This window comes from Pseudomonas sp. 8 R 14 (assembly GCF_900005955.1).
In the GTDB taxonomy this organism is placed as follows: domain Bacteria; phylum Pseudomonadota; class Gammaproteobacteria; order Pseudomonadales; family Pseudomonadaceae; genus Aquipseudomonas; species Aquipseudomonas marginalis.
The window spans coordinates 493128-505516 of sequence record NZ_CVTH01000058.1 but is presented as its reverse complement, the minus strand read 5'-3'; the positions used below and the strand labels follow the sequence as shown (position 1 = coordinate 505516).

General features: G+C 58.5%; 13 protein-coding genes. 6 read left to right on the top strand and 7 right to left on the bottom strand.

Annotation, left to right across the window (positions count from 1 at the left end):
• Positions 1-35: 35 nt before the first annotated feature.
• Positions 36-815: a S6 modification regulatory phosphodiesterase RimA gene (locus BFQ01_RS14680; RefSeq protein ID WP_065925815.1), complete on the bottom strand. Its 780-nt coding sequence runs from the start codon at positions 813-815 to the stop codon at positions 36-38.
• A gap of 116 nt (positions 816-931) precedes the next feature.
• Here BFQ01_RS14680 and BFQ01_RS14675 point away from each other — a divergent pair, with 116 nt between their 5' ends.
• Positions 932-1339 (top strand): RNA-binding S4 domain-containing protein, encoded by a 408-nt coding sequence (locus tag BFQ01_RS14675; protein WP_065925814.1) that lies wholly within the window; start codon positions 932-934, stop codon positions 1337-1339.
• A gap of 42 nt (positions 1340-1381) precedes the next feature.
• On the opposite strand, the gene BFQ01_RS14670 is transcribed toward BFQ01_RS14675, so the two are convergent.
• Complete coding sequence (locus tag BFQ01_RS14670; protein ID WP_065925813.1) at positions 1382-2185, bottom strand: phosphatase PAP2 family protein; 804 nt, start codon at positions 2183-2185, stop codon at positions 1382-1384.
• A 126-nt stretch (positions 2186-2311) separates the two neighbouring features.
• On the opposite strand from BFQ01_RS14670, the gene hslO reads away from it, so the two are divergent.
• A complete protein-coding gene (gene hslO / locus BFQ01_RS14665) occupies positions 2312-3214 on the top strand; it encodes an Hsp33 family molecular chaperone HslO (RefSeq protein ID WP_027605147.1) in 903 nt (300 codons plus the stop codon).
• A 179-nt stretch (positions 3215-3393) separates the two neighbouring features.
• Entirely contained in the window at positions 3394-4935 is a 1542-nt protein-coding gene (locus tag BFQ01_RS14660; protein ID WP_065925812.1) for a phosphoenolpyruvate carboxykinase, read from the top strand.
• Positions 4936-5062: 127 nt separating this feature from the next.
• Here BFQ01_RS14660 and BFQ01_RS14655 read toward each other — a convergent pair whose 3' ends face one another.
• From BFQ01_RS14655 to BFQ01_RS31500, 4 genes are all read right to left on the bottom strand, one after another.
• Positions 5063-5419 carry a DUF1493 family protein gene (locus BFQ01_RS14655; protein ID WP_027605145.1) on the bottom strand — a complete coding sequence of 119 codons (357 nt, stop codon included), beginning with the start codon at positions 5417-5419 and terminating at the stop codon, positions 5063-5065.
• 1040 nt (positions 5420-6459) lie between these two features.
• Complete coding sequence (locus BFQ01_RS14645) at positions 6460-6756, bottom strand: hypothetical protein (protein ID WP_065925810.1); 297 nt, start codon at positions 6754-6756, stop codon at positions 6460-6462.
• A 301-nt stretch (positions 6757-7057) separates the two neighbouring features.
• Positions 7058-7657 carry a putative adenosine monophosphate-protein transferase Fic gene (locus BFQ01_RS14640; protein WP_065925809.1) on the bottom strand — a complete coding sequence of 200 codons (600 nt, stop codon included), beginning with the start codon at positions 7655-7657 and terminating at the stop codon, positions 7058-7060.
• Positions 7657-7827 (bottom strand): YhfG family protein, encoded by a 171-nt coding sequence (locus tag BFQ01_RS31500; RefSeq protein WP_003236014.1) that lies wholly within the window; start codon positions 7825-7827, stop codon positions 7657-7659. Before BFQ01_RS31500 ends, BFQ01_RS14640 begins: the two co-directional genes overlap by 1 nt.
• A gap of 176 nt (positions 7828-8003) precedes the next feature.
• On the opposite strand from BFQ01_RS31500, the gene BFQ01_RS14635 reads away from it, so the two are divergent.
• The 3 genes from BFQ01_RS14635 (at position 8004) to BFQ01_RS14625 (ending at position 11798) form a co-directional block, all read left to right on the top strand.
• Complete coding sequence (locus BFQ01_RS14635) at positions 8004-9179, top strand: tetratricopeptide repeat protein (RefSeq protein WP_065925808.1); 1176 nt, start codon at positions 8004-8006, stop codon at positions 9177-9179.
• 226 nt (positions 9180-9405) lie between these two features.
• Positions 9406-11343, top strand: coding sequence for a RecQ family ATP-dependent DNA helicase (locus BFQ01_RS14630; RefSeq protein ID WP_065925807.1), 1938 nt, complete (start codon positions 9406-9408; stop codon positions 11341-11343).
• Between the two features lie 23 nt (positions 11344-11366).
• Positions 11367-11798 (top strand): acyl-CoA thioesterase, encoded by a 432-nt coding sequence (locus BFQ01_RS14625; RefSeq protein ID WP_065925806.1) that lies wholly within the window; start codon positions 11367-11369, stop codon positions 11796-11798.
• A gap of 83 nt (positions 11799-11881) precedes the next feature.
• On the opposite strand, the gene BFQ01_RS14620 is transcribed toward BFQ01_RS14625, so the two are convergent.
• Positions 11882-12355, bottom strand: a complete 474-nt coding sequence (locus BFQ01_RS14620) for a glycine zipper domain-containing protein (RefSeq protein WP_027605140.1) — start codon at positions 12353-12355, stop codon at positions 11882-11884.
• Positions 12356-12389: the final 34 nt, after the last annotated feature.

The following is a 12389-nucleotide window of genomic DNA, read 5'->3' as shown; positions in this document are numbered from 1 at the left end:
TCAAATGGTCAAATGTCTTCAATATGGGTAACCGGTCAATTCGCCCAGGCCTGAGGAGAAACCTCGGCCAGGGCTTTGAATGCAGGCTTGGCGAACCAGTAGCCTTGCATCAGAAATATTCCACAGTCAGACAGAAAGTCGCGTTCGCCGGCACTTTCGATGCCTTCGGCGATGACAGTAACGTTCAACTGCTCACAGATTGTGACAATCCCCTGGACGATCACCTGACGGACACGATCCTGGTCGACATCGCGGATCAGCGCCATGTCGAGTTTGATCAAGTCAGGTTGGAAATCAGCCAACAGATTCAGCCCCGAATAGCCCGCGCCGAAATCATCGATAGCGGTCTTGAAGCCGAATTCGCGGTATTCACGCAGAATATTCGTCAAATGGCGATAGTTATCTACATGCTCGCTTTCCAGTGTCTCGAAAATCAGTTGATCCAGCGGAAAATTGTTCGCGCGCGCCGCCTCCAGGGTGCTGCGAATGCACAACTCCGGACGGTACACGGCGTTGGGCATGAAGTTGATGGAAAGGTGGGTTTGCATCCCCAAAGCTGCAGCACCGGCAATCGCCTGGGTGCGGCAGCGCTGGTCGAAGCGGTAGCGGTTGCTGTCGTTGACCTGGTCCAGCACCGACAATGCCCCTTCGCCCTGTGTACCGCGCACCAAGGCTTCGTGGGCAAAAATCGAATGGTCCCGAAGGTCTACGATAGGCTGGTAGGCGAAAGCAAACTCGAAACCCAAGGGTTCGCTTTGCTGGCAGCCTGCGCAACGCTGTTCAGGCGAGGTGAGTGAAGTAGGAAAGTCGGTCACGGCGTATCCTCGCGAAAACAGGGTGCTACCTGGCGTATCTTAGGTGAGCCTTGAGGTTTATGCGTCGAAGGGTTTCAACGTTACAGTTGCGACATTTGTCAGAGCGAGGAATTCAAGTGGCTCAAAAGCAGGAAGAGGAAGAAAAGGTCCGTCTGGACAAGTGGCTTTGGGCGGCGCGTTTCTTTAAGACACGTGCCTTGGCCAAGGCCGCGATTGAGAGCGGCAAGGTGCATCATCGAGGCGAGCGCTGTAAGCCGGGCAAAGAGCCACGTGTCGGTGATGAGCTGCAGATTCGGATAGGTTTTGACGAAAAGACCGTCGTGGTTCAGGCACTTTCCATCGTGCGCCGTGGCGCCCCCGAAGCACAGGCGCTGTACACCGAAACCGAAGCCAGCATTGCCAGGCGCGAAAAAGCGGCAGCCCTGCGCAAGGCGGGCGCCACGGGGATGACCACCGATGGCAAGCCGAGCAAGAAGCAGCGCCGCGACCTGTTCAAGTTTCGCGGCAGTGGCAATGATGACTGATTGCGCAGCGGCCCATTCAAATGTGGGAGGGGGCTTGCAGCGTTAAGGGGAGGTGCGCACGACGCTCAATCCACTGATCACTGGCAGCTTGCCAAGTAACCTGAAGATCGGCGTCGTCACGTGTAACAACGCGGCCGACACCTTCGCCGCAAACGGCGTGTAATAACCCCAGCCCAACGCCAACAGTGCCAGCAGCACCCCGCCGATATAATCGTCCTGCCCCCAATGCGCGCCCGCCACCAGCCGCGGCATCATGAACAACAGCGCCAGGCCCCAGATCACCAGCACCTGGCCGATACGTTTGGCGAACACGCTCATGAACATTGCCCAGATCAGCAACACCGAGGCGTGATCCCCTGGAAAGCTTTGGCTTGAGCGGTCCTTCAGCTCCCAGGTCTTCTCCAGCCCCGGGAAATAGTCGCTCATCTGGATCGCCCCGGCGATGACCATCGACGGGCTGCTGTGTTGCCAGCCCATCTGCGCTGCGAGTTTGGAAAACAGCATGCGGATAAACAGCAAGAGCAACAAAATACCGACAAAACCTAACAGGGCCTGGCGTACCTGCGCGGCTTTGAACACCCAGTCGCCGCGAATCATCAGCATCAGCAGGATCACCCCGACCACCGCATCAAACGGCCGCAAACTGGCCACGGCCCACACGTGCAGCCATGTCGCGTTGCTCGCCAGCGGGTCGTTGAGAAGGTGAAACAGCCACTCGTCGAAAATCACACACAGCATCTGCCCCGTGGGCCACAGCCAAAAACACAGCAGCCCGATAGCGAGTAGATTGCACAGAGCCCATCGCCGGAGGTTCCACTTGGCTTGGAACAAACCCGGATTGTTCATAAACTGTCCCTCTTCGCTCTAAATAAGCTCTCTGTTTCCAGGAGAAGGCCGCACCAAGATGGTGCTAAAGCGTTTAATTTTATAAACCTTGTAACCAATTTGTCATCAATTCAGATACCCAGACCTATGACTGATCTACCGGATACCGACTTCACCCAACGCTTCATCTTCGATGAGAGCGACGCCCGCGGCGAAATGGTTTCGTTGGAGCGCAGCTACGCCGAAGTCCTCGCCAAGCACCCCTATCCGGAACCGGTCGCACAACTGCTCGGTGAGCTGATGGCCGCTGCTGCGTTGCTGGTAGGCACCATGAAGTTCGACGGTTTGCTGATCCTGCAAGCCCGTTCCGAAGGGCCGATTCCGCTGTTGATGATCGAGTGCTCCAGCGAGCGCGAAATCCGTGGCCTGGCCCGTTATGAAGCCGACCAGATTGCCCCGGACGCCAGCCTGGCCGAGCTGATGCCCAACGGTGTCCTGGCGCTCACCGTCGACCCGACCTCAGGCCAACGTTACCAGGGCATCGTCGACCTCGACGGCAAAACGCTGTCGGAATGCTTCACCAACTATTTCGTGATGTCCCAGCAAGTGGGCACCAAGTTCTGGCTCAACGCCGACGGCAAGCGCGCCCGTGGCATGTTGCTGCAACAACTGCCGGCCGACCGTATCAAGGACGACGAAGATCGCGCTGAAAGCTGGCGGCACTGCATTGCCTTGGCCGATACCCTGAAAGCCGAAGAACTGCTGGGCCTGGACAACGAAACCATCCTGCACCGCCTGTACCACGAAGACCCGGTGCGCCTGTTCGACGCGCAGACCTTGCACTTCCACTGCAGCTGCTCCCGTGAGCGTTCGGGCAACGCCCTGGTCAGCTTGGGCCTGGAAGATGCGCAGAACCTGGTGGTGGAACACGGTGGCAATATCGAGATCGACTGCCAGTTCTGCAACGAGCGCTACCTGTTCGACGCTGCCGATGTAGCGCAATTGTTCGCTGGCGCAGGCATCGACACGCCTTCCGACACCCGCCACTAAAACGTTTAAGCACAGGTAAATCACCTGTCAAATGCCGGATTAGAGGCGTTCTGACGGGAGGGCCCTACTCTTTTTGGGCTTTTCTGGCATAATCCGGCCCACTTTTTTCGCGGTAGTAGTGCGCAACTTTCTACTACAAAACGTTTGGAGCACTCGGCCACAGGCCGACGGGGAACCTCATGACGCAAGCCAATAACGCCGTATACACCGATCTGAGTGTTGACGATCTGGTCAAAGAAGCCCTGCAGCGCGGTGAAGGCGTGCTTGCCGATACCGGCGCGCTGGTCGTGGAAACCGGTCACCGTACCGGCCGTTCGCCAGTCGACCGTTTCATCGTTGAAGAGCCTTCCACCCAGGATTCCATCGCCTGGGGCCCGATCAATCGCAAGTTCCCGGCCGACAAGTTCGATGCCCTGTGGGCACGCGTCGAGGCGTTCAACAATGCGCAAGAGCATTTCGTTTCCCACGTTCACGTAGGGGCCTCCGAAGACCACTACCTGGCCGTGAAAATGACCACCCAGACTGCCTGGCAGAACCTGTTCGGTCGTTGCCTGTTCATCAACCCGGCCCAGTACAACCCGGCCGGTCGTGACGAGTGGCAAGTGCTCAACGTGGCCAACTTCGAGTGCGTGCCTGAGCGTGATGGCACCAACTCCGACGGTTGCGTGATCCTTAACTTCGCCCAGAAAAAAGTGCTGATCGCCGGCATGCGCTACGCCGGTGAAATGAAGAAAGCCATGTTCTCGGTGCAGAACTACCTGCTGCCGGCTTCCGACGTACTGCCGATGCACTGCGCCGCCAACATTGGCGAAGCAGGCGACGTGACCCTGTTCTTCGGTCTGTCGGGTACCGGCAAGACCACCCTGTCCGCCGACGAAAGCCGCTACCTGATCGGTGACGACGAGCACGGCTGGGGCGAAGGCGTGGTGTTCAACATCGAAGGCGGTTGCTATGCCAAATGCATCGACCTGTCCGAGAAGAACGAACCGGTTATCTGGAAAGCCATCAAGCACGGCGCCGTGTTGGAAAACGTCGTCATCGACGAGGCCAAGCACGCCGACTATGCTGACGTGAGCCTGACCCAGAACAGCCGCGCCGCCTACCCGCTGGAGCACGTTGCCAAGCGTTCCGAGAAGAACCTGGGCGGCGAGCCAAACGCGGTGATCTTCCTGACCTGCGACCTGACCGGCGTACTGCCGCCCGTGTCCATCCTCAGCGAAGAACAAGCGGCCTACCACTTCCTGTCCGGCTACACCGCACTGGTGGGCTCGACCGAAATGGGTTCGGGCAGCGGCATCAAGTCGACCTTCTCCACCTGCTTCGGCGCACCGTTCTTCCCGCGCCCGGCCGGCGAATATGCAGAGCTGCTGATCAAGCGCATCCGCGGCTTCGGCTCCAAGGTCTACCTGGTCAACACCGGCTGGACCGGCGGTGGCTACGGCGTTGGCAAGCGCTTCAATATCCCGACCACGCGCGGCGTGATCGCAGCGATCCAGAGCGGCGCGTTGATCGGTGCTGAAACCGAACACCTCGACACCATCAACCTCGACGTGCCATTGGCCGTACCGGGCGTTGAGACCGGCCTGTTGAACCCACGTAACACCTGGGCTGACAAGGCCGCTTACGATGAAGCAGCGAAGGCGCTGGCTGGTCTGTTCATCGAGAACTTCAAGAAGTTTGAAGTAAGCGATGCGATCAAGGCTGCGGGTCCGAAGTTGTAAGATTCGGTCGCTGTTAAAAAGCCGCTCCTTGTGAGCGGCTTTTTTGTGCGCGAAAGGTTCGTCGACGATAGGCCGAACCATTACCCCTCCACCTTTGACTTGCGGTGTACTTGGAGCCGGTATTCGCTCAGCTCAGGTTTTCCAGCGTCTGCGTGTCCCAGCTGTGGGTCTTGATGGCCAGGTAGAGCATGCCGATGGTCAGCGGCACCTTGTCGCCATGCCCCTTGCCCCGACGCTTGAGGAACACGTCAAAGACCGGTGGGTTGAAGTAACGATAAGTGTCGTAGTCGCCCAGGTCGAGGGCGAACTCCTGCTCCAGCGCTTCCATGAGCTGCTTGGCTTCGCTGCCGTCACAGCCCAGGTCGAAATTGAGTGAGGTTTGCAGGCGGATGGTCTTGTGTTTCGGCAGGCCGATTTCTTCGTGCAGCAGTTGAAGGAGTTGCTGCATCACGGGGTCTTCGGGGAAGTTAGGGGCGAGGTTCATGGTGGGTGCACGCAGGAGTGGGTGAAGGGGCTGGTTGCGTTGGAGGCGGTATTTGTTTCGAGTGATGAAGAGCGCCAAGCCTATCAAGAATACAAAGACAGGTAGGAGGGGCATTCTGAGGATCACCGCTACATAGGGTAGTAGGAACGTCAAAATAAGGCCTGTTGTAAGAAATGTGACTGCGAAGTGCTTTCTGAGCATTGGGTCTGTGATTTGGTAGTGCAGCACCAAATAGATAATGAGAAAGGAAGCGGATTGAAGGTAAAGGGCCATGCCACTAAGACTCGTCCGAGTAGACATGCATTGAGAGTGTTGACCGCTGAGGCCCTATGCCTCCTCTCACACTGGCATCCAGACCGATGATGATGTCTCCAGCGTGATATCTACGAAGCTTGCCGGAAATCCTATCTCCAACGAAGCCCGCGGTTACGGTTGAAATGGCAATCCCTGGTGCTTTAACCGCTCCGGAGATTATTTGTTTGATGAGCACGTTTTGGTCGTTTAACCGATCGGCCTGATTCCGTCTCAAAGGATGGGAAATCGCGACCGCCCTTTCGCATGGCAAGTCTCTGGCCAGCATTTTTTCGTACAGCCTACGTATCTGATCGCGCACTTGTCGCGCTGCCGTTTTTGTTTCAAGCAGGCATAGATTGGCCAAAGCATGCCGATTGTCAGGCACAACAGTGAAGCGAATCACTGTGAAGATGACGCCATAGTGGCCGATGTGTTGAGCCCTTTCGATGTTCACAGGTTTCTGCCGAGAAAGTTGAGACCGCGCTATTTTCATTCAGCTACGGGTAACTTCTGTAGAGGGTTAAGCGTGTGTTTGGAGCAGTTTGGGAAGGGGATGTCGCGTTGTTTGGAGGTTTCCTACAACGGTTTCCGGCATTTGTGGCTTGGCAGTGCTTTAACAGGCAACGCGGGTCAATGGTAGGAGCGAGCTTGCTCGCGAAAAACTCAAGGACGCCGCGTTTCTTCTGGCTTACCGCGTCATCGTTGATGATTTTCGCGAACAGGCTCGCTTCTAAAAAGGGTGTTGCTTAGATTTGTGCTTGTTCGGTTTGTAGTTGTACGTGTTGCGCCGCTTCCGGCAAATCACAGCCGTCTTGGACGAGCAGGTACAAGGCGTTGGTGATGTGGGAGATGTCTTTGAGGTCGGAGTGTTCGAAGGTCAGGCAGGAGAAGGTTTCCAGTAAGTCGGTGGCTACGCGGATGCGTTGGTGGGCGGCGGACTGGATGTCTTCGGCTTTGGCTTGGGTGTCGATGAGAAGCGGATGGGTATCAGTGAAATTGGTGCGTAGATGACGATAGCGGTTCATCGTTTCAGGTATTTGCATTTGAAGGTGCTCGGTTTGCTGTTAGGTAACCGACATCACCGTGGCCAAACGGTGGGTGGCGGACTGTGCGCGGGTTGGCCAGCCGGAAACAGCACTCCGACACGTCCGAAGACGTCCCCCACACAGCCGCCATAGCACTGCTATACGAGACGATAGACGTTCGCAGAGCGAGTAATGGCACTTATGTGTGCTGTTTTCCGGGTGACCAAACCCGGCCGCTGATTTGGCAGCGACGGTGCGAACCTTAGAAGTGAGTGTGCGCTCGGGCAATAAACAGATGGTTTAATCGTTCGTGGTTCGATCAGGCGCTGGCAGGCCTGCTGACACACCGCTCAAAAATCGCCTCCAACCCCCGATAATCACACGCCACCGCATCAATATTCGCCGGTATCCATGCCGCGTGTTTGACCAGCCACCAGTTCACTGAAAACCCCGCGTTGACGATGATCTGTTCGAACAAAATCCGCTGCGCCCGGCCGTTGCCCTCGCGGAAGGGGTGGATGACGTTGAGGTCGCCATAGGCTTCGGCAATCCTGCTTATCAACTCGGTTTGGCTGGCACCGACAAACCAGTTTGCTTCTTCCATCTGCCGGATGATCTTCGCGGCTTCCGGGGGGATGCGCTCCGGGGTGCAGAACAGGGTGTCGCCTTTCTGGATGTTCACGCTGCGCAACTCACCTGCCCAGTCGTAGATGTCACCGAACAGCGTGCGGTGGATGTGTTGCAGGCGGTCGAGGTCGTAGGGCGGGGGGAAGAGGGGGAGGCTGCCTACGGCGATTTCGGATAATTCCCGCTCGGCCTGGTGCAGGCGGGCTTCGTCGAGCAAATCGAGGCGGTTGCGCAGGACGCTGCTACCGGGATAGCAGTACGGATCCTGGCCCACCCCGTATTTGTCGAGCATCAGCGTGGGGTGTTGCGGTACTTGGCAAGGACGGCTTCGCGGGTCGGCAGGGGTTTGTCGACGTCGGCCGGTTGGGTGTCGAACCCTTCCAGGCGCAGGCTGGCCAGGTAATTGGAACGGCGGATCTTGTGGTAATGATCCTGTTTTTGCTCAAACGTCAGTTCGCTCATCGCAGCGCACTCCTGGGTAGCAAGGTTTGATTGTAGCGCAATGCTTCAACGGGAAGGCGGGATAAAAACCACGTCACATTCTGTACAAAAAATCCGCCGACACTCGGAATTCAGCGTATGTTTCACCGCAAAATCTTGTAGGGCGATTTCCGCCCGCTACTTAAAGGGAGTTAAGCATGGGTTTGCTTCGTGTTGCTTCGGCGATGTCGTTGTGTGCGGTGGCTTTTTCGGTCCAGGCCGGGCAGTTGCCGATCGAAGTGCTCAGTGCGGTGGTCAAGGACCAGAAAATCGCTGATGCCGAAGTGCTGCTGCAACGCAACGGCGCACAGAATGTGGTGGGCCGCACCAACGCCCAGGGCCAAGTGACGCTGACCAGTGAGGCCGCTGATGATGCGAGCAACCTGCTGATCATCAAGAAACCTGGCTACTCCAACCTGGTGGTGAAGTGCCCATGCGCGGGCATGACCTACGCCATCAGCCCGGTGATGGAAAACCTCGATGGCCTGCGTGTGGTGCTGACCTGGGGCAAGACGCCGAGTGACCTCGACTCCCACATGATTTTCCCCGGCAATAACATCTACTTCGAGAACCAGAAGGGTACTGACGCCGAGTTGGATGTGGATGACACCGACAGCTACGGTCCGGAAACCATCACCCTGCAGAAAAAGCACTACGGCGAAAGCTACGTCTATGCCGTGCACGACTACAGCAATGGCGGCAATCCAGGCTCGCGCCAGTTGTCCGACAGCGAAGCCAAGGTGTTCGTGTACATGGGCCAATCGCTGGTGCGTACCTACTACGTGCCCAAGAACCGCAGCGGCAACCTGTGGACGGTGTTCCGCATGACCGGCAGCGGCGACTTCCAGGACATCAACACTTTCAGTGGCGTGACCGTGAATGCGGCGAATGTGCTGAACGAAGTCAAACCGCTGCTGGATGACAGCGTGGCGGTCACCGCCGTCACCGTCAGCTCTTCCGTACAAACCGATGCGAAGCGTCTGAACCTGCAGGGTGAAGCGGCCTACCAGGCCGGCAAGCTGGACCAGGCCATCGACCTGTTCCGCCAGGCTATCGAGCTGGACAATGGCTTCGGCAAGGCCTACGGCAACCTCGGCCTGGCGTATCAGAAAGCCGGCAACACTGCCGAGTCGATCTGGGCCAATCGCAAGGCTATCGCCCTTGCCACCGGCGCCAATGCTGCCACCGTGCGTGCAGGTGCCTACTACAACATTGCGCGGATCTACGAAGCGGCGGGGCAGTTCCCGGATGCATTGCGTCACTACCAGTTGGCCAAGGAGCAGAAGGCCAACCCGGTGTATGACACGGCGATTGAGCGGGTGCAGAATCGCTGATTCAGCTGTAGCGCAGGTCTGAAATGTGGGAGGGGGGCAATCCCCCTCCCACATTTGGTTTGTGGTGTTCCTACAGCCACAGTCGAACTTGTCAAATTTGGCCCAAGGCCATTGCTGCACCCTGTGTATCATCCTGTCTCTTTTTTCCATGCGACCTTTCTCGATTCGCTGAGCTTGCTGGGCTACGTTTTTAAGCCACCTTCAGCGGTCAATGGAGTGACAGCCTATGCACGACACCCTCCAGCAGGTCTTTGGTTATCCACAGTTTCGTTTGGGCCAGGAAGAAACGGTCAGCGCCGTACTGGCAGGTCGTTCGGCTGCGGCCATTTTTCCTACGGGGTCGGGCAAGTCCCTGTGTTATCAGCTGTCGGCGGTGTTGCTGCCGCACCTGACGCTGGTGGTGTCGCCGTTGTTGGCGTTGATGCAGGACCAGTTGGGCTTCCTGCAACGCCACGGTATTTCGGCGGGCAGTATCGATTCGGCGCAAAGCCGCGAGGACGCCAATGACGTGATGGCCCGCGCGCGTTCCGGCGAGCTGAAAATCCTGATGATTTCCGTGGAGCGCTTGAAGAACGAGCGTTTTCGCCACTTCCTGCAAAGTGTGCAGATCTCGCTGCTGGTGGTGGATGAGGCGCACTGTATTTCCGAGTGGGGCCACAACTTCCGCCCGGATTATTTGAAGCTGCCGGACTACCAGCGCCAGTTCAAGATCCCACAAGCGCTGCTGCTGACGGCTACGGCCACGCCCAAGGTGATTGCCGACATGCAGGCCAAGTTCGCCATTGCGCCGGACGACGTGGTCACCACGGGCTTCTACCGGCCCAACCTCAACCTGTTGGTGGAGCCGGTCGCCGGTGCGGACAAGCATCGTCGCCTGGTGCAGTGGATGAGCGAGCGGGCCAGCCAGCCCAGCATCGTCTACGTCACCTTGCAGAAAACCGCCGAGCAGATTGCCGAGCACCTGAACCGCAACGGTATCCAGGCCGAGGCGTATCACGCCGGCTTGCCCCACGACAGGCGTGAGGGCATCCAGCAGCGCTTCATGGCTGGGCGCTCCAATTGCATCGTCGCTACCATCGCGTTTGGCATGGGCATCGACAAGAGCGATATCCGCAATGTCGTGCATTTTGACCTGCCCAAATCCATCGAGAACTACAGCCAGGAAATCGGCCGTGCGGGGCGTGATGGGCAGCCCTCGGACTGCCTGGTGCTGGCCAACCGCGACAGCCTCAATGTGCTGGAAAACTTCGTGTACGGCGATACGCCCGAGCAGGACGGTATTCGGCGGGTGCTGGAAGAGTTGCAGGCAGCGCGCAGTGAAGGGCAGTGGGAGTTCCTGCTGAGGTCGCTGTCGGACCACAGCAACATCCGCGAACTGCCACTGAAGACACTGCTGGTGCAATTGGAGCTCAGGGGCGTGATCGCGCCGCGCTACGCGTTTTATGCCGAGTACCGCTTCAAGTACCTGGTCGAGCCCGAGGCCCTGCTGGTGCGTTTTTCCGGCGAGCGCCAGCAGTTTGTCGCGGCGATCATCCAGGTGTGCAAGCGCGCGAAAACCTGGGCGACCGTGGATTTCGACGCGCTTTACCAACAACACAATGCCGAACGCAGTCGGGTGGTGAAGGCCCTGGATTACTTCCAGGAACAAGGCCTGATCGAGTTGGAAAGCAAGCAGATGACGGAGGTCTACAGCCTGCTGGATACCGAGTTTGATCCACAGGTGTTGAGCGCCGAGTTATACACAGGCTTCAAGCAGCACGAGGTGACGGAAGTGGCGCGGATTCATGCCATGCTCGATCTGTTCGCCACCGAACATTGCCTGGGGCAGCGCCTGGCGCGTTACTTTGGTGATGAAAATGCACCGCAGCGCTGCGGGCACTGCTCCGTGTGCCACGGCCACGTCGCGCATTTGCCGGCGCCGCCGAGCCTGCCGCCGCTTGTGGATAAAAACTTCATGGGGCTGTGCGGTGATTTTATCCACAGGCATCATGAGCACACCGGCCAACTGCCGGGCGCTGAGCGGCTGACACGGTTCCTGGGGGGTATCAGCGTGCCGTTGTTTACCAAGTTGAAGGCGCGGGGCATTCCCGGTTTCGCAGCGCTGGAAGACTACCCCTACGCCGACGTGCGTGAGTGGGCCCAAGCCCACTTGAGTGACCTGTAACCCTACTTTCATGAGACGTGCCCATGCCTGACTCAATGCCGCAACGCGCCGATTACCGTCACTTCCAGCCGATCATCACACGCTGGCACGACAACGATGTGTACGGCCATGTGAACAATGTCACCTACTACAGCTTCTTCGACACGGCGGTGAATACCTACCTGATCGAACAGGGTGGGTTGGATATTCATGACGGTGAGGTAGTGGGGTTTGTGGTGAGTTCGGCGTGCGATTACTTCGCCTCGATTGCCTTTCCCGACCGCCTGGACATCGGCCTGCGGGTGGGCAAGCTGGGCAACAGCTCAGTGCAGTACGAATTGGCGGTGTTCAAGGCAGGCGAAGAGGAGGCCTGTGCGGCGGGGCGCTTTGTGCATGTGTTCGTGGATCGGGGGACGAACCAGCCGGTGACGATTCCGGGGATGTTGCGCGAGGCGTTGCAGCGGTTGGTGGTCTGACTTCGGCGTTGCAGGCACCACGGAACCCGATGTGGGAGGGGGCCAGCCCCCTCCCACATCGGTTTTTCAGTGTTCTTTAGCGCTTAGCGGTGACGGTAGTGATGCTTGTTCTTGCGATGCCCGTAGGCATGGCCGCGGCCGCGATGGTCGTCGCGGTCATAACGGCGGCTATCACGACTACGACGATCATCGTCATCGCTCTTGTTGCCCATGTAGTTGCCCAGCGCACCGCCCGCGCCACCGCCGGCCGCTGAACCGATCAGTGCCCCGGTGCTGCCGCCGACACTGCGGCCCACCACGTTGCCGCCGGCTGCGCCCAGTGCGCCGCCAATGGCTGCTTCGCCGCGGCTGCGCTTGTCTGCGCCGACCGCACTACCGCCTGCGCCGCCCAGGGCCGCGCCGATGGTCGAACCGGTGTTGCCGCCCAACTGCTGGCCGACAACCGAGCCTAGAACCCCGCCCAATGCGCCGCCCACACCGGCTTCGGTGGTGCCACCGGCCATGGCTGCGCCACTGACCAGGCCAAGGGACAACAAGAGAATCGAGGAGAACTTCATAGAGAGACCTCAAGAGGATGACGGCGCGATCCTG